At 47.2% G+C, this 22,449-nt stretch carries 23 protein-coding genes; 13 read left to right on the top strand and 10 right to left on the bottom strand.

Annotated elements, in window-relative coordinates; all coding sequences use genetic code 11:
- Positions 1-21: 21 nt before the first annotated feature.
- The 6 genes from FJ444_RS12215 (at position 22) to FJ444_RS12190 (ending at position 6,136) form a co-directional block, all read left to right on the top strand.
- Positions 22-1,659, top strand: a complete 1,638-nt coding sequence (locus tag FJ444_RS12215; RefSeq protein ID WP_140958577.1) for a M28 family metallopeptidase — start codon at positions 22-24, stop codon at positions 1,657-1,659.
- Positions 1,660-1,764: 105 nt separating this feature from the next.
- Positions 1,765-2,559: a bifunctional demethylmenaquinone methyltransferase/2-methoxy-6-polyprenyl-1,4-benzoquinol methylase UbiE gene (ubiE, locus tag FJ444_RS12210; RefSeq protein ID WP_140958576.1), complete on the top strand. Its 795-nt coding sequence runs from the start codon at positions 1,765-1,767 to the stop codon at positions 2,557-2,559.
- A complete protein-coding gene (locus tag FJ444_RS12205) occupies positions 2,559-3,179 on the top strand; it encodes an SCP2 domain-containing protein (RefSeq protein WP_140958575.1) in 621 nt (206 codons plus the stop codon). The genes ubiE and FJ444_RS12205 overlap by 1 nt, the downstream gene beginning before the upstream one ends.
- Before the next feature lie 3 nt (positions 3,180-3,182).
- A complete protein-coding gene (gene ubiB, locus FJ444_RS12200; protein ID WP_140958574.1) occupies positions 3,183-4,823 on the top strand; it encodes a ubiquinone biosynthesis regulatory protein kinase UbiB in 1,641 nt (546 codons plus the stop codon).
- 271 nt (positions 4,824-5,094) lie between these two features.
- Positions 5,095-5,304, top strand: coding sequence for a cold-shock protein (locus FJ444_RS12195; RefSeq protein WP_140958573.1), 210 nt, complete (start codon positions 5,095-5,097; stop codon positions 5,302-5,304).
- Between the two features lie 145 nt (positions 5,305-5,449).
- Positions 5,450-6,136 carry a hypothetical protein gene (locus tag FJ444_RS12190; protein ID WP_140958572.1) on the top strand — a complete coding sequence of 229 codons (687 nt, stop codon included), beginning with the start codon at positions 5,450-5,452 and terminating at the stop codon, positions 6,134-6,136.
- A 120-nt stretch (positions 6,137-6,256) separates the two neighbouring features.
- Here the strand turns inward: FJ444_RS12190 and FJ444_RS12185 are convergent, their stop codons facing one another.
- The gene (locus FJ444_RS12185) at positions 6,257-7,228 is read right to left on the bottom strand and encodes a PLP-dependent cysteine synthase family protein (protein WP_140958571.1); all 972 of its coding nucleotides are present in this window, start codon (positions 7,226-7,228) and stop codon (positions 6,257-6,259) included.
- A 134-nt stretch (positions 7,229-7,362) separates the two neighbouring features.
- Between FJ444_RS12185 and FJ444_RS12180 the strand changes: the two genes are divergently transcribed.
- The 3 genes from FJ444_RS12180 to FJ444_RS12170 are packed head-to-tail and all read left to right on the top strand — an operon-like array spanning position 7,363 to position 9,433.
- A complete protein-coding gene (locus tag FJ444_RS12180) occupies positions 7,363-7,821 on the top strand; it encodes an Lrp/AsnC family transcriptional regulator (RefSeq protein WP_140958658.1) in 459 nt (152 codons plus the stop codon).
- 32 nt (positions 7,822-7,853) lie between these two features.
- Positions 7,854-9,032, top strand: a complete 1,179-nt coding sequence (locus FJ444_RS12175; RefSeq protein WP_140958570.1) for an acyl-CoA dehydrogenase — start codon at positions 7,854-7,856, stop codon at positions 9,030-9,032.
- 20 nt (positions 9,033-9,052) lie between these two features.
- A complete protein-coding gene (locus FJ444_RS12170; protein WP_140958569.1) occupies positions 9,053-9,433 on the top strand; it encodes a VOC family protein in 381 nt (126 codons plus the stop codon).
- Positions 9,434-10,363: 930 nt separating this feature from the next.
- Here the strand turns inward: FJ444_RS12170 and FJ444_RS12165 are convergent.
- Positions 10,364-11,062, bottom strand: a complete 699-nt coding sequence (locus FJ444_RS12165) for an FMN-dependent NADH-azoreductase (protein WP_140958568.1) — start codon at positions 11,060-11,062, stop codon at positions 10,364-10,366.
- A gap of 129 nt (positions 11,063-11,191) precedes the next feature.
- On the opposite strand from FJ444_RS12165, the gene FJ444_RS12160 reads away from it, so the two are divergent.
- A complete protein-coding gene (locus FJ444_RS12160) occupies positions 11,192-12,043 on the top strand; it encodes a LysR family transcriptional regulator (protein ID WP_140958567.1) in 852 nt (283 codons plus the stop codon).
- 189 nt (positions 12,044-12,232) lie between these two features.
- Here the strand turns inward: FJ444_RS12160 and FJ444_RS12155 are convergent, their stop codons facing one another.
- From FJ444_RS12155 to FJ444_RS12135, 5 genes are all read right to left on the bottom strand, one after another.
- On the bottom strand, positions 12,233-13,060 hold the full coding sequence (locus FJ444_RS12155) for a MipA/OmpV family protein (RefSeq protein ID WP_140958566.1): 828 nt from the start codon (positions 13,058-13,060) through the stop codon (positions 12,233-12,235).
- Between the two features lie 204 nt (positions 13,061-13,264).
- Positions 13,265-14,491: an RNA polymerase sigma factor gene (locus FJ444_RS12150; RefSeq protein WP_140958565.1), complete on the bottom strand. Its 1,227-nt coding sequence runs from the start codon at positions 14,489-14,491 to the stop codon at positions 13,265-13,267.
- A complete protein-coding gene (locus tag FJ444_RS12145) occupies positions 14,473-14,850 on the bottom strand; it encodes a YciI family protein (RefSeq protein ID WP_140958564.1) in 378 nt (125 codons plus the stop codon). Before FJ444_RS12145 ends, FJ444_RS12150 begins: the two co-directional genes overlap by 19 nt.
- Positions 14,851-15,088: 238 nt before the next feature.
- Entirely contained in the window at positions 15,089-15,298 is a 210-nt protein-coding gene (locus FJ444_RS12140) for a hypothetical protein (protein WP_140958563.1), read from the bottom strand.
- Positions 15,299-15,479: 181 nt separating this feature from the next.
- On the bottom strand, positions 15,480-16,121 hold the full coding sequence (locus FJ444_RS12135; protein ID WP_140958562.1) for a TetR/AcrR family transcriptional regulator: 642 nt from the start codon (positions 16,119-16,121) through the stop codon (positions 15,480-15,482).
- 106 nt (positions 16,122-16,227) lie between these two features.
- Between FJ444_RS12135 and FJ444_RS12130 the strand changes: the two genes are divergently transcribed.
- From FJ444_RS12130 to FJ444_RS12120, 3 genes are read left to right on the top strand one after another with little or no spacing between them, the layout of a single operon-like run.
- A complete protein-coding gene (locus tag FJ444_RS12130; RefSeq protein WP_140958561.1) occupies positions 16,228-17,184 on the top strand; it encodes an HlyD family secretion protein in 957 nt (318 codons plus the stop codon).
- Complete coding sequence (locus tag FJ444_RS12125) at positions 17,181-18,107, top strand: ABC transporter ATP-binding protein (RefSeq protein WP_140958560.1); 927 nt, start codon at positions 17,181-17,183, stop codon at positions 18,105-18,107. Before FJ444_RS12130 ends, FJ444_RS12125 begins: the two co-directional genes overlap by 4 nt.
- Positions 18,104-19,213, top strand: coding sequence for an ABC transporter permease (locus FJ444_RS12120; RefSeq protein WP_140958559.1), 1,110 nt, complete (start codon positions 18,104-18,106; stop codon positions 19,211-19,213). The genes FJ444_RS12125 and FJ444_RS12120 overlap by 4 nt, the downstream gene beginning before the upstream one ends.
- Positions 19,214-19,252: 39 nt before the next feature.
- Here FJ444_RS12120 and FJ444_RS12115 read toward each other — a convergent pair whose 3' ends face one another.
- The 3 genes from FJ444_RS12115 to fre all read right to left on the bottom strand — a co-directional run bounded on the left by FJ444_RS12115 (position 19,253) and on the right by fre (position 22,429).
- Positions 19,253-20,254, bottom strand: coding sequence for a hypothetical protein (locus FJ444_RS12115; protein WP_140958558.1), 1,002 nt, complete (start codon positions 20,252-20,254; stop codon positions 19,253-19,255).
- An 82-nt stretch (positions 20,255-20,336) separates the two neighbouring features.
- On the bottom strand, positions 20,337-21,710 hold the full coding sequence (locus FJ444_RS12110) for a M28 family metallopeptidase (RefSeq protein WP_140958557.1): 1,374 nt from the start codon (positions 21,708-21,710) through the stop codon (positions 20,337-20,339).
- Between the two features lie 23 nt (positions 21,711-21,733).
- Positions 21,734-22,429: an NAD(P)H-flavin reductase gene (fre, locus tag FJ444_RS12105; RefSeq protein ID WP_140958556.1), complete on the bottom strand. Its 696-nt coding sequence runs from the start codon at positions 22,427-22,429 to the stop codon at positions 21,734-21,736.
- Positions 22,430-22,449 lie beyond the last annotated feature (20 nt).

The raw sequence follows: 22,449 nt of genomic DNA, 5'->3' as shown, positions 1-22,449 counted from the left end.
AACAAAAACATTGAGGCAGAAATGAAAAGAACCGCTAAAACCCTGATAGGTATTGCATGCGCAACGGGATTAGTTGCAGCAAGTAGCAATATTGCATTGGCTGGCTCAGCAGATCGCTTTAAAGGTCATATGAGTTTGTTGGCCGATGATTTGTTAGAGGGTCGTGATACGGGCAGTAAGGGGCATGACTTTGCATCGTTGTACATTGCCAGTGAGCTAACCAAACTGGGCATTATGCCTGCTGGCGATGCGGGTAGTTATTATCAGATGGTGCCGTTTAAACAGGCAACCATTGATATGAAAGCGTCTGCGTTGTCGGTGTCTAACGGCAGCGAAAGTATTGATTTTGCGTTCATGGACAACATGCTCATGAGCGCAGACATAAACGAAACTGACACGCAAATAACTGCCGAGCTGGTGTTTGCGGGATTTGGTATTGAAGCTCCATTTCTTAATTACACCGACTACGAGGGCGTTGATCTTCGCGGTAAAGTGGCGGTGATCCTGTCAGATCGGCCCCATAGTTTCCCAAGTGAAGAAGGGTCTCATTTTCGCCGTCAAATATCACATGCTCTGGTGAAGCACGGTGCCATAGGTGCTATTGTGCTTAGCACGCCGGTGTCTGAAAACGTGTTTCCGTTTGAAAAGCGCAAATTGTATGTAAGAACACCCCGCACTCGTTGGGTTGATGCCAACGGGAGTGTGTTTGAAGGGTTTCCGGAGCTAAAAGCCGGTGCTACGTTGAGCGTGGAAGCGGGTAAACAATTATTTGAACTGGCTGGTCTGGATTTACAAACCTATTTCGACAAAGTGGAAAATGGTGAGCCAATCGAAGGGCGTCCGCTCGGACTCTCTGCCACCTTTACCAGTAAATCGGCCCACACGGCCACAACCAGCCCTAATGTAATAGGCATCATGGAAGGCAGCGATCCGGTACTCAAACATGAGTACATTGTGCTTACTGCCCACAGCGATCATATTGGTATCAGCGGGCACTCGGTGCTGAAAGATAAAATCAATAATGGCGCCATGGATAACGCCAGTGGCGTGTCTACTTTGCTGGAAATTGCGCATGAAATAAGCCACTCAGCAGTAAAACCTAAGCGTTCGGTTATTTTTGCTTTTGTGACGGGCGAAGAAAAAGGCTTGTTGGGATCTGAATATTTTGCACATTATCCACCTGTGCCGGTACACAGCATGGTGGCAAACGTGAATCTGGATATGCCAATTTTAACCTATCGGACCGACGAAATGATTGCGTTTGGCGCAACCCACAGTTCACTGGAAACACCAGTGCGTGAGGCGCTGTTAAAGCACGAAATAAAGTTAATTGACGATCCGATGCCAGAACAGGCGATCTTCGTGCGCAGCGACCAGTACAGTTTGGTCAAGCAAGGCGTGCCGGCGGTGTATCTGGTACCGGGTATGAGTAATCAGGAAGAAAATGCGATTGGCATGCCGGCGTCTGATTTCCTGAAAAAGCACTATCACATGCCCTCCGACGACCTGAACTTGCCTATAGATTACGAATGGGCGGCGAAGTTTGTGGATATTAACTTTGAAATCGTAATGAGCCTGGCAAACGCTAAGCAAACCCCCAGTTGGAATGAAGACAGCTTCTTTGCCACCTTCAAACAAGCTCAGGATGGTAAGCCGTAGCGGTTTTGGGTACACTGGCAAGCAGAAAATTTATTGCCAGTTCAGACTTTAACGCGCCGTTAACTCCGTTGGCGGTGCGCTAAGCATTAACAGAAGAAGTCAGCCATGCAAGAGCAACAATCCTCTCCATCCGCTTCCAAGCAAATTGAAAGCGGTGCGGAACAGTCTACCCATTTTGGTTTTCGTCAGGTAGAACGTTCGAAAAAAGCGTCTTTGGTTGCCGGGGTATTTGACTCCGTTGCCGCAAAATACGACATGATGAACGACCTGATGTCGATGGGCGTGCACCGCTTATGGAAGCGCTACACCATTGATTGCAGCGGTATCAAGCCAGGGCAAAAGGTACTGGATCTGGCCGGTGGTACCGGTGATTTGGCGGCTAAATTCTCGCGTTTGGTAGGGACAACTGGGCACGTAGTGTTAGCCGACATCAATCATTCCATGCTATCGGTAGGCCGTGACAAACTGCGCGACAAGGGCGTGGTAGGTAACGTTGATTACGTTCAGGCTAATGCCGAAGCATTACCTTTTCCCGATAACCATTTTGATTTGGTTACCATGGCATTTGGTTTGCGTAATGTTACCGACAAAGACAAAGCACTGGCGTCGATTTTCCGCGTACTAAAGCCGGGGGGCCGCTTATTGGTGCTGGAGTTTTCCAAACCCACTAACGAGGTGTTGTCGAAAACCTACGACTGGTATTCGTTTAACATTTTGCCAACCATGGGGCAGATAGTGGCGAATGACAAAGAAAGTTACCAGTACCTGGCAGAGTCGATTCGTATGCACCCGGATCAGGACACGCTTAAAAGCATGTTTGAAAACGTCGGTTTCGAACGTTGCGATTATCAGAATCTCACTGGCGGTATTGTAGCCTTGCATCGCGGGTATAAGTTTTAATGCCAACGGTACCGCTTCTTACGGCAGCGGCCGAAACGCTGGCTAATAAGTTATTGGCGTTGGATCCTGACGCCAGGCAGGGGTTGAAACGTTTACAGGGTAAGCGCCTGGTCATAAACCTGACCGACATTAAGCAGTGCATTGCGCTGGCTATATCAGAACAGATTGATGTGTTGGCATTGGATGCACTGCCCGACGGTGATGAATCCACATGTGTGGTGACTACTCGTTTGGCCGTGCTGCCAAAGTTAAAAGAAGCCAGTCAGCTTACGCAGCTAATTAAAGCTGGCGAACTGGAGGTGTCGGGTGAACTGGCGATCGCTCAGCAATTTTCCGGCGTTTTGAATTCGCTGCACATTGATTGGGAAGAGCAATTGGCCCAGCATACCGGCGATGTTGTTGCTTATCATGCATTTTCGTTTGCACGCTCAGTAGGGCAGCAGCTAGCGCGCTTTGGTAACAAATCTTCACTCATTTTGGGTAGTGCACTCACCGACGAAAAACAGCTGGCGGCACATAAACTGGCAGTGATGCACTTTTCCGATGAAGTTAGCCGTTTGCGCGACGATGCCGAACGCCTCGAATCCCGCTTATCGCGCCTGGAGTCAAAGCAGTCTTAAACTATGCGTATTCTTCGTCTCTATCACATTAATAAAGTACTGCTCGAACATGGCCTGGATGAATTAATTCCTGGCCGTTGGTTGCCCTGGTACATCCGTGTGTTGCGCCATTGTATTTTTTGGATCCCTAATCGGCATAAAGATAAAAGCGCCGGGGCTCGCATTATGTTGGCGCTTCAGGCACTGGGCCCGGTGTTCATAAAATTTGGCCAGATGCTGTCTACCCGCCGTGACCTGCTACCCCCTCATATTGCCAATGAACTAGCCCTGTTACAGGACCGGGTGGCTCCGTTTGACACCGAGCGCGCTCAGCACATTATTCGCCAGTCATTACAAATCAAGGCGCTGGGTGAAGTGTTCAGCGAGTTTGATACTACGCCGCTCGCGTCGGCGTCGATTGCGCAAGTACATGCAGCCAGATTAAAAGAGGGCGACATTGACGTAGTGGTAAAAGTACTTCGCCCGGATATTCGCAAAACCATTGTGGCTGACACCGAGCTGATGATGACCCTGGCGAAAGTGTTGCAGAAGTGGTTACCCGACGGCAAACGCCTGCGTCCGGTAGAAGTAGTTAAAGAATACGAAAAAACCATTGTTGATGAGCTCGACCTTACGCGTGAAGCCGCCAATGGCATGCAGTTGGGGCGCAATTTTGAAGGCTCAGAGGCCCTATACGTACCCACTATTTACAGTGATTATTGCCGAGCAAATGTGCTGGTGATGGAGCGCATTTACGGTATTCCCATTTCTAACATTGAAGCGTTAATTGAACAGAATACGAATCTACGCATTTTGGCGGAACGCGGTGTAGAGGTATTTTTTACCCAGGTATTCAGAGATAGCTTTTTTCATGCTGACATGCACCCTGGCAATATATTTGTGAGCCGGGAAAACCCGGAAAATCCGCAGTATATCGCCATTGATTTTGGCATAGTGGGTACGCTTAATCAGGAAGATAAGCGCTATCTGGCTGAAAACTTTATTGCGTTTTTTAATCGCGACTACCGCAAGGTTGCCCAACTGCATGCCGATTCAGGCTGGGTGCCATCAGACACCAATATTGACGAATTTGAAGTGGCCATTCGCACCGTTTGCGAACCGATTTTCCAAAAGCCGCTAGCTGAAATTTCCTTCGGCAATGTATTGGTACAACTGTTTAATACCGCGCGGCGCTTCAATATGGTAGTGCAGCCGCAGTTGGTATTATTGCAAAAAACGCTACTTTACGTAGAAGGGCTTGGCCGTCAGTTGTATCCCCAACTGGACCTGTGGCAAACCGCAAAGCCCTTTCTGGAAAACTGGCTTCGCGAACAGATTGGCATAAAAGCCATGTTCAGCAAAGTAAAAACAAATCTGCCTTTCTGGAGCGAAAAGCTGCCGGAAATGCCGGATTTACTCTACGACACCCTCAAGCAGATTAAGCGTTTTCCAGAAAAGCAGCAGCAGGCAAATATGGCCATTCTGCAACAACACGTACGGGCTCAAAAATCACTGCATCTGAGCATTGTAGGTGCTACTCTGGTGATAGTGAGTGCTATAGTGCCGTTGTATTCCGTGCATTGGACGTTACCTGCCTGTATCGGTTTAACTGGTATGATGTGTTGGTTTGCAGCGTGGTGGAAAGGCCGCAAAGCGCCGGAATAACGGGCTTGACACTGACCTGCGAGATTAATTTTTTATTAAATCTAAATAACTTTCGCAATTTTAGTATCAATTTACTCAGTGTGTGGTTATAGTATTTATGTTCTTTAAATAGTTGTGCTTTCGTTGGTCTATTAACGTCGCGCAGATATAAACATCGAATTAAACCTCGATGCTGTTAAACCTGTTGTTAGTTTTGCCGTAAGTCACCCTATTTAAAAGCAAGTCCGTGCAATTTAGCACAAAGGTTTTACAGAGTTTTTTTGAGGTTTTCATGTCTAAAGTAACTGGTACCGTTAAGTGGTTTAACGCAGAAAAAGGTTATGGCTTTTTAACGCAAGACGACGGCGGTAAAGACGTATTCGTACATTTCCGCGCAATTGTATCTGAAGGATACAAAACTCTTGCTGAAGGTCAAAAAGTTCAATTCGAAGTTGAACAAGGCCAAAAAGGTCTGCAAGCGGCTAACGTTTCAGCCCTTTAATGATTTTACGGCTCCCGGCGTTGTCGGGAGCCCGTTTATCTTCTGAAGTCAGGCTCCCTGCTTCCTCTTTTACACGTATTGCTGCTGGGCAGTGATAGGCGCTGTATTCTTGATACCCATCACTCAAGCCTTGTTGAGGGATTCTATGTATCGATTGCTTTTCGTTTTCCTGTTTTTTAATTCATTATTTGCTATTGCCCAGACTGAGAGTGGGATCGCCCAGACTGAGAGTGGGATCGCCCAGACTGAGAGTGGGATCGCCCAGACTGAGAGTGGGATCGCCCAGACTGAACATGGGATTGAGCAGGTAGTAACCGTCGCTGATAAGTCATTTCTTAAACGGGATTTCGAACAACCAGCTGCCCAAGGCGAGCAGGATCCTGAAGAAAATCGTTTGCGCCAGGAAATTTTTTATTTCAGCCAGGTGAATACATTTATATTGCGTGGGTTGGTAGAAGACTACGCGAAGCAAAATCAAATTGAACCTGAGCCTGCGCATATTGCCGGTTTTAAGCAAGTGTATGCAAACACAGGCCTGACAGAAGAAAAACTCGACTCTCTGGCGCACTTTAATGCACTGCGCTTCGCTGTAGATAAAAATCTGTTTAAACAGTTTGGGGGGAGAGTTGTATTCGATCAAGGTCATCCGAATATGCCAATAGAAGCCTATACAAAGTTGCTAATGGCATATAAAAAGATGGGGCGCCTGGTGTTTCATGAACAAAAATACGAAACGCTGTTTTGGAAAAGTCTGGAGCGGCCGGGCGCACTGGATATCCCTTCTGCTGACGTAAAATTTGATACGCCATGGTGGATGCGTGTTGCTCGCTAGCTATGCGAATTGGTATTACATTTAGTCCAATAGTCGCTTCACCACAATGAGCGACGCCTATAAAGCTCAGCGAAGCAGTCATTCAGCAGGTAAGCTGACTCATCAAACAGGTCAATCGGATTACGGCTGACTGAACAAGGGGGTTGAAAAGTACCGTTCAGCCCCATCTGCAGCAATCGCCAAAATGTTCTTTGCGCGGTACTCAGGCAACCTGGCAAGCGAGAATGCAACGGCAAGCGTTGCGCCACTGGATATTCCCACAGCAATGCCTTCCTTACACGCCGCCTTACGCGCCATGTGTAGTGCAGCCTCATCGGTTACCTTTACTACCTTGTCAATGACGCGTTTATCCAGCAACGGTGGAACCATGCCGGGATGTACCCCCGGGATACCGTGTGTGCCGCTTTTGCCCTCGCTGAGCAACGGGCAGTTGCTCGGCTCAGCAATAACGATTTCTATGTCACGGCGTTGCTGCTTTAAAAAGCGACCAATACCCGTTGCCGTGCCGCCCGTGCCCATACCTGTTACCAGCACGTCAATGTGCTCTCCCATGTCCTGCCAAATTTCCCTTGCCGTGCTTCGCGCGTGTTCGGCGGCGTTAACCGGGTTAGCAAACTGATTCATCGACACCGCACCCTCAATGGTTAGCAGCAGGGTGTCTGCTACCTTCATGGCGCCGGGCATTCCGTCTTTTTCAGGTGTTAAAATAAGATTGGCACCGTAAAAGCGAATAAGCTGCTGGCGTTCCTTCGACATATGCTCAGGCATAACAATGGTCACCGGCACCTGATGAATAGCGCCTAGCCATGCGCAGGCAACGCCACTGTTGCCTGATGTTGCTTCAATCACATTCAGATTAGCGTGCTGGTGCGTATTCAAAATGTGTTCGAACATGGCTTTGGCCGCGCGGTCTTTAATGGAACCTGCCGGATTAAAGTATTCGAGTTTGGCAAATACCTGTCCCAGCGTCTGCTCTTCTGCACACAGGCGGTTTAATTGAAGCGTAGGTGTGTTGCCAATCGTGTCAGTAATGCACTGCACTACACGTTGACGTGGCGCAACGCGCTGCGGAAAGGAAAGCGTATTATGCATGCGCTGGACTCTGGCAAATAAACATAACACCAGTATGGCAATTTCGGCCGAAATAAATTGCTAACAAATTCAGATAATGTCAGTATTTTTAAAAATTAATTCCTTAAAAAGGCAATAAGTTGAAAAATATTACTTTGGATTCGATTGATAAAGAGATTCTTAGTCTATTGCAAGCCGATTCTGATATTGCGATCCAGGATATTGCCGAGAACGTAGGATTAACGGCCACGCCTTGCTGGCGGCGAATTCAGCGCTTGCAGGAGCAAGGGCTGATAAAACGCCGGGTTGCCTTGCTGGATGCACACTCGCTGGGCCTCAATTTAATCGTTTTTGTCCAAGTTAAAGCCGGACGACACGATGACAAATGGTTAGCACAATTCGCCGAACATTGCAGTGCCTTCGAGGAAGTGGTGGAATTTTACCGGATGTCTGGCGAATACGATTACCTGCTAAAAGTGATGGTGGCCGATATGCAGAGCTTCGATCATTTTTACAAGCGACTCATAAAAGGGGTTAATTTGGGGGATGTAACGTCGAGTTTTGCTATGGAGCAAATCAAATACACCACGTCTTTACCCCTTAACCGAATGTAATTTATTAGAAAAACGACAATCAGGAGACAACTATGGCCGCCAATCCCTACTGGCAGGACTTACTCATGCTGGATAAGCAACTGTCTGACGAAGAACGCATGTTGCGTGATACGGCTCATCAGTTTTGTCAGGACACTCTGCAACCCGGTATTTTACAAGCCAACCGCGAAGGCAGGTTTGATCCGGCCATCATGCGTCAGTTTGGTGAAATGGGGATGCTGGGTGCAACGATTGACGGCTACGGTTGTGCTGGATTGAGCTACATTGGGTACGGACTGATTGCCCGCGAAGTCGAGCGTGTAGACAGCGGTTATCGCAGTGCCATGAGCGTGCAATCTTCACTGGTGATGCATCCGATCAATCAATTTGGTAGCGAAGCGCAAAAGCAAAAGTTTCTACCAGGCCTGGCAACCGGTGAACTCATTGGTTGCTTCGGTTTAACGGAGCCCGATGCCGGATCAGATCCCGCTGGGATGAAAACCCGTGCGGTAAAAGTGGATGGTGGGTATAAGCTCACGGGAAGCAAAATGTGGATCACCAACTCGCCTCTGGCTGACGTGATGGTAGTGTGGGCGAAAAATACCGATATGGATAATGCCATTTGTGGCTTTCTGCTCGAACGCGGCATGGCTGGCTTAAGCACCCCTGAGATCCATGGCAAGTTATCGCTCAAGGCATCGATCACTGGCGAGATAGTAATGGACAATGTGTTTGTACCAGACGAGAACATCCTGCCGGGTGTGTCAGGGCTAAAAGGCCCGTTCAGTTGTTTGAATATGGCTCGCTATGGCATTGCTTGGGGAGCCATGGGGGCGGCTGAATTTTGCTGGCATGCTGCGCGCCAGTATGGGCTTGAACGTACGCAGTTTGGCAAGCCTCTGGCCCAAACACAACTGTTTCAAACCAAGTTGGCCGACATGCAAACTGAGATTACATTAGGATTGCAGGCGGCTTACCGGGTAGGGCAGTTAATCGATAGCGGCGACTATGATCCTGCAATGATTTCGCTAATTAAACGCAATAACTGCGGTAAAGCGCTGGATATCGCACGCAAATCGCGCGATATGCATGGCGGCAATGGTATAGCCGACGAGTTCCACATAATGCGCCATATGATCAACCTTGAAACGGTGAATACCTATGAAGGTACTTATGATATTCATGGCTTGATTCTCGGACGAGCGCAAACCGGCCTGCAAGCCTTTTTCTAACCACAAAGTAAGGACGTGAAATGAACCTGAATCAGGTAACGCTGCCGGTCACCAATATGCCGGAAGCTGTGGATTTTTACTTAAAGCTGGGCTTCACGCTCATTGTGGATACACCGCATTACGCCCGGTTTGCCTGCCCGGAAGGCGAATCCACGTTTTCGCTATCGTTGACAGACCATTGCGGTGCTCAGCATGCGGTGATCTATTTTGAACACGAACAGCTGGATGAATGGGTAGAGCATTTGCAACGCAAAGGTGTGGTGTTTGAACAGTTGCCGAAAACCGAGCGGTACTTATGGCGCGAAGCCGTTCTTCACGACCCGTCAGGAAACAAAATAAAGCTGTATTGGGCGGGCGAGAACCGACTGAACCCGCCCTGGCGGGTTAATGTAACTGAGTAACTTTGTGAAAGGGAGTGGCACGTCTCAGGCTACTTTGTTGGGTATAGCGAGTGAGTGTCAACTTGATCTGACTTTAAATAAAAGCAGGATGAGTAACGCTTTTATTGGTCAGACTCAAATATCGCTGGAAAGCACAGTTACAATAGCACTCTATTTTTTGTTTACTGAGGTCATGGCTTCTTGTGTGCCAAAATGACACTGTGATTGCTATTTAATCACACTAAGAGCACAATTTTGGTGTGACACTTTGACACATTAGGATGAAGTTTATGGCTACCACAATACCTCGCATCACCGCCAGAGTTGACTAGTATTAACTCATTTGTTTTGAGTGCTGCAAAATCATACAGCAAAGATCAACACGCCCTAGTTATCTAAGAATAGCAATGTGCCTGGTAACGTGTTCATTGAATTTATGATATTTATCTAAATATGATTTCTGATAAACCTATATTTCTGGCGATGTAAACTGTTATGAAACTCATAAATACGCTCTTCGGATGCTACGGTAATACTACCAGATTCGCACTAGCACTTGTGATTGCACTGGCAGTTGTGTCGATAAGTGGATTTGACAACATTACCTATATGCCACTTGGGGTATATTTATTTCTGACCATTGTATTTAGCGCTTTACTGCTCATCGCCTATAAGTTTGGGGTGTTGCCGGGACCACAAGGTTCACTTAGAAAAAAGCAAATGCCATTTTTTTACTACACTGGTATCACGATCGTGAGCACACTACTAATTACTGTTAATGTCTATTTTTTAATCTCGTTAATTCAATAAGCACTTAAAATATATAGAGCTATATTTTTTTACCGTGATTTTCTCAACGGACGGTGTGCCTGCCTATTGTTCCCTTCTGTTTACGTTTTTCTGAGCTAGGTTGAGATCGTGTTAAGAAATAGCGTAACGTTGCTTTTACCCTTAACTACACCTTGTATGTTCATTGTTTTCTTTCAGAATTGTCGCTAGCTGAGATGCCAGTGCTTTGGCTGCGCTTTTGGCATTTTGCAATGAGCGTTCGTGACGATGATCGGCAAACTCCTGATATTCAGAAGCAATCTCGTAAATATCTGTTACGCCGAGATATTTGCTTAGTGTGCGTAAATGCGGTACCAGATGGCCTGATGCTTCGTTAACCCCTCCCTTTTCAAAGCCAAATTCGCCACTTGAGGTAATGATTACTAAGATTTTATTGGATAACAGCGGTGCCAGCGGCTGATCGCCACGGGCCAAGTCAAAGTCGAACGTTTTATTGATACGGATAATTTGGTCAAACCATGCTTTTAATTGGGCAGGCATACCGTAATTATACATTGGTGATGAAATTACTATGAGTTTAGCGCGATCTATTTCGGCTATGAGTTCATCTGACAACGCCAGGGTTTGCATTTGCTGTTTGTCCCTTTTGGCTTCAGAAGTAAACACCGCACCAATCCAGTCCTGAGTAATAAAATGCGGTGGATTCATACCAACATCACGATAGATATATTCATCTATATCCAATTCGCACTTTAGTTGTGTAATAAACAATTTCGCCAGATTTTTAGAGATCGAGTCATGATCAGGGTTAGCATTAGATGCTGCCCTTACACTTGAATCTACATGTAATATAACACTCATTGTTAATGCCTTTGTTAGTTTACTCAGGCTGCTATAATGAAGCGATTGAACATAAGTAACAAACGAGTAAAATGCATCTATGGGTGAGTTTAATTCATCTATTTTGAAGTGCTAACGACAGGAGAGATTATGCAGGTTTCTTTGCCCGCACTGAAAGCGTTTGATGCTGCAGCACGGCTTGGGAGTTTTAAGGCGGCTGCGGCTGAATTGTCCATTTCTCCTACAGCGGTATCGCATCACATTTCTAATCTGGAGCAGCGATTAAGTGTAAGCCTGTTTGAACGTGTGGGAAGGAAGATAAAACTAACTGAAGCGGGAAGGGAACTTTCAGTTGCGACTGGCCAGGGATTTAAAACCATTGAAGCGGCAATCGAAAAAATAGCGGTAACAGACAAACACATCACCGTGTCTACCACATCGTCATTTGCTGCGTTGGTGCTAATTCCTTCGCTACAGGCGTTTTATAACAAGTATCCTGATGTTCAGGTAAATATAATAAGTGGAGAAAGTATCGATACGGATAGTTTCCATTTGCCTGTTAGATTTGGTGAAACAGTGCGGCAAAGCACAGATGATATTCTGGTTACGGAACGGTTTAACGTATTCAGTAGAGTTCAGTCGGTACACCAATATGAGCAGGCTGAACACCTCACCATTTACACAACGGAATGGAAAAATAATGAGCTGCCAAAGGTGCCTTTGAACGCTTGGCTTGAGCTTAATGGCTTGCAGAATAAACCTGTAACAGTCAAAACATTTGATCAGGAGCTATTTGGTATCCAACAGGCACTGCTTGAAAATGCGTTGGTGTTTTGCTCTGCCACACTCGTGAAAGGTTACGTTAAAGCAGGCGTGCTCACAGAACTGCATACAAAAGCTGTTGATTCAGCGCTTTGTTATTACATTCCAGATAAGTCAGATCGTTGTAACAGACACAACGTTAAGTTCATAGACTGGCTGGAAAATCTCATAGGTGACTGAAAAAGATGATTGGTTAAATGCGATTAAACGTTAGGCTATTTATAACTAACGCTCATTGTTATAATCATCGAGTATGTTTGTAATTCTTTGTCGAGAACTACCTGGTGCTGACAGTCAGGTAAGATATGACACGCCATTCCGTGTTTTCAGATACAGAAACAGTCAGCACCGGTAAAACCTGCCCGGCATTTAAAACAAGTAAATAAAACCAACACCCACTTCGGTTTCATAGTCGCTGCGGGCGATAGGGCTCTTACGCACTTCACTGCTGTAATATTCGAACAGTGCCTCACCGTATAGTTGCCAGTGTTCATTCAGGTTATGGCGGAAACTGTAATCAACGCCAATGGAGCGCAACCCGCCGCTTAGCGTGATGGCATCAAGCCCTGATGCTGCTGATTGCGCATCGTTTATACCAAACCCTTTATTGGCATATTCGCTGTCGTGAAAAACGGCCACCAAATTAATTTCTGAGCCGGAACCATCGGTTTGCTCACCAAAACGAGTACCTACACCGAACAAGCCCAGGTTGCCGTCACCGCCCGTTACCACACGCCCTACCAGCCAGTAACGCCAGTCACTGCTGAATGCTCGGCGAGCCTGAAATACTGCTTGAAAGCCTTCGTCCTGACTACCTAGTCCGTTAAGGTGGCCATCATCTGAGTCACCTTCTTCACGCCCTTCTTCAAAGCCCAGTAAGGCTTCAAACAGCCAGACGTCGTCGCGAAGGCCCCGCCAGCCAAAAGCTTCACCAGCAAAATAGTACAGGTTGTCGCCGCTACGCCACTGCACCGCACCGGCCGGTTGAATCTCTAATCCGAATTCGTCGGAGCCCTCATAAGCGGTTTCATATTCCACACCCAGGCCCAATCCAACTGCCCAGCCGTCATTGCCCTTGGAAAAGTCATCCAGGGAGGGCAGGGGAACCAAAGGTGAATTTGTTTCCTGCGCGAGCGTCGAAAAAGGCGCAAGTAAGCTTGCGATAGTCAGGCATAAAAGGGCAAAGTGGTTTTTCATGGTTGGTCTGTCCGTATTCTGGTTTGTTTTACACTGAAGCCACCAATTACTGTATTGAGGCGATTTTGCTTTATAGCGCTGGTTGGTCTCGCAATGTGCTTTACACCCACCCTATACGATAGTAAATGCTGAACAGTTCAGACGGGGTTGATCTAATCGAAAATGACAGTAGGCTGGGGTATTTCAATTGAGTTCTTGCAACGATCACCGCTGTGATTCACGCAGCTTTTTGGCGATATGAGCGCGTTGGATTACATCGGTTGTGAGGTCGAGGGCTTGCTGATAAAACGCGGAAGCTTGCTCACAAGAATCTAACATGGCATAAATTTGCGCGTAGGCTAATAGTGCAGGCTGGAAATGAAACTTGTGTGGATGCTCAATGTTATCCAGATAATTCAGTGCAACTGAGGCCCCCTGACTTTTGAGCATCACCAAAGAAAGCGACACATGTGCACCAAGACTTGGGGCGATGGTAATGAGGCCTGTGTACAAATTCTGAATTTGCTCCCAGTTTTTTTGTCCGGTTATTAATCGGTGGCAGTGGGCACTTTGGATTGCGGCTTCTAGTTGATAGCGGCCAGGTTGCTTTAACAGAAAAGCTTGGTGAATTAGGTATTCGCCTTGCCGCAGTAGTGACTTGTTCCAGTGGTTGGTGTGTTGTTCTTCAAATGGCACAAAGGATCCATCAATTGCAAAACGGCTTTTTGAGCGAGCATGACTAATACTTAACAGCGCTGCCAGTCCGAATGACTCCGCATGTTCTGGCATCAATTTCACCAGTAAAGTAGCCAGAAATAGCGCTTCTTCAGCCATATCTTCATTCGTCTCAACTGCATTGAACCGCAACCAATCAATGGCATAGCAGCCATATATTGCAGCCAGTACAGCATTCACTCTTGATGGAAACGTGTCCGGTTCGGGTATCTCGAATGGGAATTTGCTAACACTTAATTTCTTTTTTGCTCGCACAAGCTTTTGCGCCAAACGCGTTGTGGGAATGGCAAAAGCACGGGCAATTTTCTCTACATTAATACCAAGCACTAATTGCAGCATTAAAGGTGTATGCACATTTTTGTCTATAGCAGGATGCGCGCAAGCGAACAGTAAACCTAATCGATAATCCTCAAAGGCCTTTTCGATATATGGTTCTGCAACTTCGCAATCAATTACCTCAATACTAATATGATTGGCTTCATTGGATTTAAAGCGGTTCAACATATAGTTCACGCCAACGCGATAGAGCCATGCGCCCGGAACACGAGGAATCGCCTTTTTACTCCAATGTTCTGATGCTTGAGCAAAGGCAAATTGCAACGCATCTTCGGCCAGACAAATATCGTTACCGTATTTGATGAGCAAGGAGAGCAACCGGCCATAATCATTTGTTGCCAGTTGCTCTATTTGTTGCTGAATTAATTCGCGGGTTGCCATTGATTATCTTTAAAGTAAACGGCTGTTGGTCTTACCTCAATTACACCATATTGTGCGCCTGGGCATTTCTCAGCCCATGCAAGCGCTGCGTCTAAAGTCGGCACATCAATAACAAAATTTCCCGCTAGTTGTTCATTGCTGTCGATAAAGGGGCCATCTTCTATTTGTAGCTCGCCATTCTTCAATGTCACGGTAGTGCTGGCACTTGAAGGCTGCAGTACATCAGCGGATAACAACACACCAGCTTGCTCTAAGGCTTTTGCATACTTATCAAAAGCCTGCATGAATTCGGCTATGACTTCCGGATTAATTTCCCCGTCTTTCGGCTCGTTGCTGTGAAGTAGTAGTGAATAACGCATTTTAAGTCCTCTTATGTATGTCAGCGGATTGCTGATATACCTACAACAACTGAATAGTGGGCATTTCGACAACACGGTAGAAATAATTATTTAAAATTTAACTTATATGTGAAGAAAGGAAAAATAAAGTCGACTCACTATAAGCAATGAGTGGCTGATTCATTGCTATTCGGATAGCGCTAAGCCTTTTTAACATTGGGCTGCACTCCACGTCGATGAGGAATACAGCCCACACGCTTTAGCCCTGCACGACAAATTTATGCCATTGTCGCTCCAGCGTATTAGCGGTAAATACTATGGCGCTTACCGCGACCAGGTTGGCGTTATCCAGGTTAAATAAGGTGATTATTGCCAATCCACTCGCCACTGAAAACAGAATGCGGGTTGCAATGGTTTTCAGCCACTTAGACTGAGGAGGTGTATCACTCTGCAAATGAGTGTGTGCCATTTTCACTGCCCTTACCGTGGAACGAAGCACTTGCTTCACCCCGCAGTATCGCCAGTGAAAAGAAGAGAATCTACTGAATGGGAGATCAGGATATTAGGGAAGAAGTACGTTGTGTTAATCGGAGTGTTTTACCAACGTGGATAATACCCCAGTGTAAATCCCTGATGATGGAAATATCGTATTATGTTGCATTACGCACAGCAAGTAATCCGCCTAACGCGAAGCGGTACAAATGAGCGGTGAGTTGCTCAACAGATTGTTGTCGCATTTCGGACAGTGGGCCCGGCACCTTGTTGCCAGCCACCAACATAACAAAGCAGGGAGACATCACGCTGATAAGCATGGGGATGAGTGCCGGATCGTCTGGTTTTATGCCACTGATTTGGCTGACGATATGTTTCATAATCTGAATCTTGGGCTGGATCTCTTTGGTCATCAGTATTTGCAGGTTTTCGCTGGGAGCCAGGAACTCGCGTGCGAGTAGTTTGAAATGCCAGCTATCATCAGTTAACGCTGCCGACACAATAATGTGGAGCATGGATTTTAGTTGCTGTTGAGGGTCTGACTCTCGTTTAATCAAACTTTCCAGGTCTTCAAGATGAATAATGCTGGCATGCGCAGTGATCAACGCCTGTTGGTATAACCCCTGGCGACTGCCAAAATGATAGTTTATCAGGGCAACATCAACATTGGCCTCTGATGCAATGAGCTTACTTTGTGTGGACGCCAATCCATGCAATGCAAACAAATTTCCTGCGGTATCCAATAGTTGCTGGTAAGTCTTTTTACCGTCACTTCTCAATGGTTTGGCTTTTTTGGTCATCTTTTAGATGCAGACCACTTGATTCAATATGCAGACAAGTTTAAATTAAATTTAATTTAAACTAAACCGAAAGATGATTCGTCTTGTATAGAAAAGGTTTGAACCAATGAAGCAAACTCGCGTTGCTGTAATGTGCGTGTTAAGCGTATTTGTGTGGGCATGCTCACAACAGGATCTCAGTGTTGTGTACGGCACTGTTGAGCGGGACAGAGTATCGGTACGGGCAACCTCGGCTGAAGTGATTGAATCTATTCATGTTACAGAGGGCTCTACCGTTCAGCAGGGGGAATTGCTGGTATCGTTGAATAGTGCCAGACAACAGCTGGTAGTGAATCAGGCAATGGCCTCGGCAAGCCAGGCTAAATCTGCCTTAGAAAAACTGCTCAATGGTGAACGCATGGAAGATCTGCAAATAGCCCGGGCCGAACTTGATAAAGCAAAAGCGCAATCGCAAGAGAAGACACTTGAATTCCGTCGCATTAAAACACTGAAGGAAAAAGCATTAGGTACTCAGGCTGAATTGGATTTGGCACTCGCCGCATTGCAAACGGCGCAAGCGTCAGAAAATGTAGCTGAACAAACGTTGCAAAAACTCGTTGCGGGCAGTCGATCCGAGGATATCGCCAGTGCACAGGCGCTCTCAGACGCGGCCAATGCCAAGGTCGACTGGGAAACCATTAAATTAAACGAGCTGCGTATTGTGGCTACGCGTAGCGGTATTCTCGATTCGTTGCCATATAATGTTGGCGACAGAGTACAGGAAAACAGTGTTGTGGCAATTATACTGGCCGACACCGTTCCGTATGTACGGGTGTATTTACCAGAACCCTATAAAGCCAAAATTGCTGTGGGCAGTGAGTTGCAACTACACATAGATGGAATCGATGAACCTGTGAAGGGGACGTTGCGATGGCTGTCTGCTGAGCCTGCTTTTACGCCTTACAAAAGTATGAGTGAGGACGACCGTTCCAGGCTGGTGTATTTGGCAGAAATCGACCTGCCCGAACGCTACAAACATCTGAGTGCCGGGATCCCGGTTCAGGTTGCGTTGGACCCGCTATGAGTAACTATGTAATTGAAGCGTTGAACATAACCAAGCATTTTGGCGGGTTCAAGGCGATTAATGACATAACGCTGCGGGTAGAAAAAGGCAACATCTACGGCTTCTTAGGGCCAAACGGGTGTGGCAAATCTACCACTATAAGGGTTCTCACCGGTTTGTTGAGTCCCAGTGCGGGCAGTGTAAAGGTGTTGGGGTACCGTATTCCCGAACAGTCTGAACAATTGCGTTTAAACATAGGCTACATGACGCAAAAATTCTCGTTGTACGACGATTTAACGGTAATTGAAAATCTCCGCTTTATGGGGAAAATTTATGGCCTAACCGGCGCTATGCTGATAACCCGCTGCAAAGATCAAATGCAAACCTATGGGCTCGACCAATTACAACACCAAATGGTAAAAGGCATGAGCGGCGGGCAGAAACAGCGCTTATCTCTGGCGTGCGCCACTATACATCAGCCGAGTCTGCTGTTTCTGGATGAGCCCACTTCTGCGGTAGATCCTGAAAATCGCCGTGACTTTTGGGAAAAACTATTCGATTTGTCTGAGAATGGCACCACGATTCTGGTTACCACCCACTACATGGATGAAGCCGAGCGATGTCACAAGCTGGCAATTATGGAAGCCGGACAAATGCGCGCTGATGGATCGCCGGATGAGCTGATGGCTAAGATGGGGGTGAATATTGTAGAAATTAAAACCGCGGGATTAAGGCAGCTTAAAGCCACATTGCTGGCCAATGAACATATCCGCTCTGCTGCTCAATTAGGGGTAAGACTCAGGGTGTTGGTATACAACCACATTGCGAATCCCATAGACTGGTTGAAAGCAACTTTTCCCGCCTTGCAGAATGCTGAGTTAACGCAGGCCCGCCCAACGCTGGAAGACGTGTTTGTGAGTGTCACAGGAGCGAGCAGACAATGATGTCCACAACGCGAATTGGCGCCGTAATGTTTAAAGAATTCAGGCAGTTGTCGCGCGACAAGTTAACGTTTGCCATGATTGTGATGATCCCGCTTATTCAGCTCACGCTATTTGGTTTTGCAATCAATACCGACGTGCGCATGATCCCGGTTGCCGTGGTAGATAACACTAACAATGCAACAGGCAGGGCAGTTCTGGATACGCTAAAAGCAACACAGGTTGTGGATATTGTGACTTATCTGCCAGATGCGGAAACGGCCAGACAAGCCATTCAAAATGGTGAAGTAAAGGCGGTACTGGTGCTGCCCCACGATATAAACAATCGAATTGAAACTGGTCGGGTACTGGGGCAATGGATGGTGGATGGTACCGATAGCGTGATTGGGGGTGCGATAACGGCATTACAATCCATGCCATTTACATTAACGCCCAAACTGGCCAATCAACAGCAAACCCTGGCTACCTCACAAACGTTCGATATAACGCTTTACTACAACCCTAGCAGGCGCACCGCAATAAATATTGTGCCGGGATTATTGGGCATTATTCTCAGTATGACGATGATCCTGTTTACCAGCATTGCGATTGTCAGAGAGCGCGAGCGCGGTAACCTGGAATTGTTAATTACTACGCCCGTGAGTTCGTTGGAGCTGATGATCGCCAAAATTGTGCCTTATATTTTTGTAGGTATGTTACAGGTAGCGATTGTTCTGGGATTGGGCGCACTTATGTTCAACGTGCCAATAAATGGTAGCCCTATCGATATTGCATTGGGTTCACTGCTGTTTATTTCGGCCAGTCTTACATTGGGGTTACTTATTTCAACCATTGCACAAAGTCAGCTTCAGGCCATGCAAATGACGTTATTTGTACTGCTCCCTTCTATTTTACTATCGGGGTTTATGTTTCCTTATGAAGGCATGCCTGTGGTTGTGCAGTGGATTTCAGAAGCCTTGCCAGCAACACATTTTATGCGCATGATCAGAGGGTTAGTACTGCGCAGTGCTGAGTTGTCGGATTTATGGAAGGATACACTATGGCTGATAGGCTTTACCTTGCTGGGGGTGTTGGTGTCAGCCAAGCGCTTTGCTAAATCACTGGATTAAGAGACTGCTTTTCAGGTACCCGCACTGATGAACTCGCTGCTACCAGCGATTCATCATGTTTTTATATACTTCGTGATCAAGATACGACTTACGCGCCGTTTGGGGAGAATTAGCCAGTTTGGTCTGAACTGCCTGCCAGTCTGGCACTACTTCACCGTCTACAATAAATTGTGAGGCCGCGGAAGGGGCGGTTGCATCCAAGTGAAACGCGTTGGTGAGTGCATCAGTGGTTGAGGTAGTATGTGCTACCTTAGCGCTGGTGATCCAATCAGCTACACCGTCGCCGTTAACGTCTTTAGCCAGCCAACTGATCCCCAGCACCTGATTATAGGTGCCATTTTGCTGTGCTAGCTTGATATAAGTATTGAATGCACTTATTTTTGCTGCAGCGTTGGGCGTATCTGAACGAATACTCAGATGCAAACTTGCCTGAAGTATGGGTTCAGGCGTGCTAAACAGCGGTAGTTCTTTATTTTCAGCCAGCATGCGATTGAATTCCCTGAGCAGCAGTTCGTCTTCTAACAGGTATTCGGCGCGTTGTTCCGACAACTGCTTAAAACTGTCGAAAACGGTTGGGTTTCTTACCCAGGACACAGCTTTAATCAGGCGCAATGGCGGTGTATTTGCCAAACGGTTTTCAGCGGCCACCCGTCCATTGCGAATATGCGAAAAATGGCTGATATCTTCCAGAGAGTTTTTTCGGCTCGCCAGATACAAATTTACCGGCAGGTAAGCGTCGGAATACAGAAAATCACTGCGTTTATCGTTCAGGGAAAGAAACGCATACTCGCCATTGTATTTGCCAGTAAGCAAACCACTTCCCGAAAAAGCCGGGCGGTCGATATGTAAGGTAGCAGGCAAGTCTATGGCTTTCAGTGCCTGTGAAATAAGCACATTGATCCTCGCCGGTTCGTTGTCTTCGGCTACCAGAGTAGGCAACGGATTAGCAACCAGGTTTAGTGGCTCGGCGCCAATGGCATTGCCACTGCCAAACAGTACCGATATAAAACCCAACAGACCCGGCAGTGTGCGTATTGTCATAGTGCTTGTTATACCTTTATTGTGTTGTCAGCGCGGGCTGCATAGTTACCTGCTGCGCCCGCACTGCGTTATCGGATGCTGGCTATTCGCCAAAAGCACCTGCGGCTCCTGGGAACACCACCGGGCTTTCATATCCGTCTTTACTTACACTGGCTACGCCAAAGAAATAGTTGTCGATCACTACGTTGTCCAGCGTAAAACTGGTGACGTTGCCAACAAAACGACTGAATTGCCATTGCGGGGCATCGGTGTAGCGCCAGTAAATTTTGTAGCCAGCAAGGTGTGGATTCTGTTCGGCGTTAAGTGCGTTCCAACTGAGTGTGGTAGACGGTTGAACCGCGCCTTTAATGCTTACATTAACTGGTGGGTTGGGCGCCCAAGCCATACTGGCCAGGCTGGTGGCGTTTAACGCGGTGAGCTTGGCGGCATAATCAAAGTTAACGCCGTCGATGGTATCACCGTACTTAATACCGTCTTCGGTACGCAAGTCCTGATGCTGACGGTTGTAGTTCTCGTTGGTTTCCATAATGCGCACGCCCGGGTAGCCTAAGTCGTTAAACGGGCGATGATGGCCGCCGCGACCAAAACGGTCGAGTCGGTAGATCACCATGGTATCCAGATTTTCAATGTAGCGGTCGGCAATCAAATCAATGTACCGCGCCAGATTGCGGCTGGGTGAATCCACTTCGCCGCCGGTAAAACGACGACTGCGCGCTTCTGCTTCTGTTTCGGTTTGGCGGGTGCCTTCAGCAAAAATACGGGCGGTAGTGTTGTTTATTACGCCGTTAATTCCCTCGATGTTGCCAATCATGTCGTTGTTCAACACCGCTTTAATGCGCCAGCCGTCTTTTTGCGCTTGTTCGGCCATGATTTTGCCGCCAAATAGACCTTGCTCTTCACCCGACAGTGCGGCGTAAACAATGCTACCGTTAAACCGGTACTGGCTGAGTACGCGTGCCGCTTCAATCGTGCCCGCAACACCGGAGGCGTTGTCGTTTGCGCCGGGGGAATCCGATGTGGCATTCATTACGTCAGAAACGCGAGAATCGATGTCGCCAGACATGATCAGATAGCGCTCAGGGTCTGTAATCCCACGTTGAATGGCTATCACGCTGACCACCTCGGTGGCATCGGGTATACGCTTTTCACCGCTAATGGTGGCCGATTGATAATACACTTCCAGACAGTTGCCGCAGGCAGCGGAAATCTTGTCGAATTCCTGCTTAATCCAGCGGCGAGCTGCACCTATACCGCGTGTGTCTGACGTTGTGTCAGACAACGTATGGCGGGTACCAAAACCCACCAGAGTGCGAATATCCTGCTCAATGCGCTGGGCCGATATGGCGTCTGCAATATCGTGAAGTCGCGCCTGATCGATATAAGCCAGTTCAGCACTGGATGCTGTTGCACTGCAAAACAATGTGGCAACGGCGAGTGGAAGTGTTATTTTTTTCATTCTAACCACCTGATTCTGTCGGTTTAAATAAAGGCGTAGGCATCTCCGAACAGATCGTCTTTTAACAGGCCGCGAGCAAAGAAATCATCACGTGCTACTTTGGCCATCTCGAAACGACCGGCAATGTATACCTGGACGCCGGATAAATCGGCATAGTCGGTGAGTACTGCGTGATGAACCCAGCCTTTGCGACCCTGCCAGTTTTCTTCTGCAAACTCTACCACAGGCAAAAAGGTGAAATGCGGGTGGTGAGCGGCTAAAGAAACCAATTCATCGTGATAGTACAGGTCGTCAAGGTGGCGACCACCCCAATACAGGGTAATATCGCGATTGGGATCTTCTTTCAGCGATTGCATCAAAATAGAATAGGCATACGAGAAACCTGTGCCACCAGCAATTAACACAATCGGCTTGTCGGTAGCTTGCAGATACGCTTTGCCGTGTCCGCCAGAAACGTAAATGGCCTTTTCCTGACGCGCGCGCTCAAGTACTTCACCAGCGTATTTATTACCGGGTTCGGCACCAATGTGCAGTTCTAAACGATTATTGTCGTAGGCGGCATTGGCAATTGAAAATGGGCGCTGATCTTTTTCGCCCATATGCACCATAACGTACTGGCCAGACTTGAAATCCAGTGATACGTCGGGGGTTAAATCAACCCGAAAAACGGTTTTGGTCAGCGGCGCAATGCTTTCCACCTGGCATCTAATTTGTGACATGAAAATAGAATCTCTTTTTG

Source organism: Aestuariibacter sp. GS-14 (assembly GCF_006494365.1).
GTDB classification, from domain to species: Bacteria; Pseudomonadota; Gammaproteobacteria; order Enterobacterales; family Alteromonadaceae; genus Alteromonas; species Alteromonas mangrovi.
The sequence above is the reverse complement of the archived record's forward strand: the minus strand, read 5'-3'. Positions and strand labels throughout refer to the sequence as shown.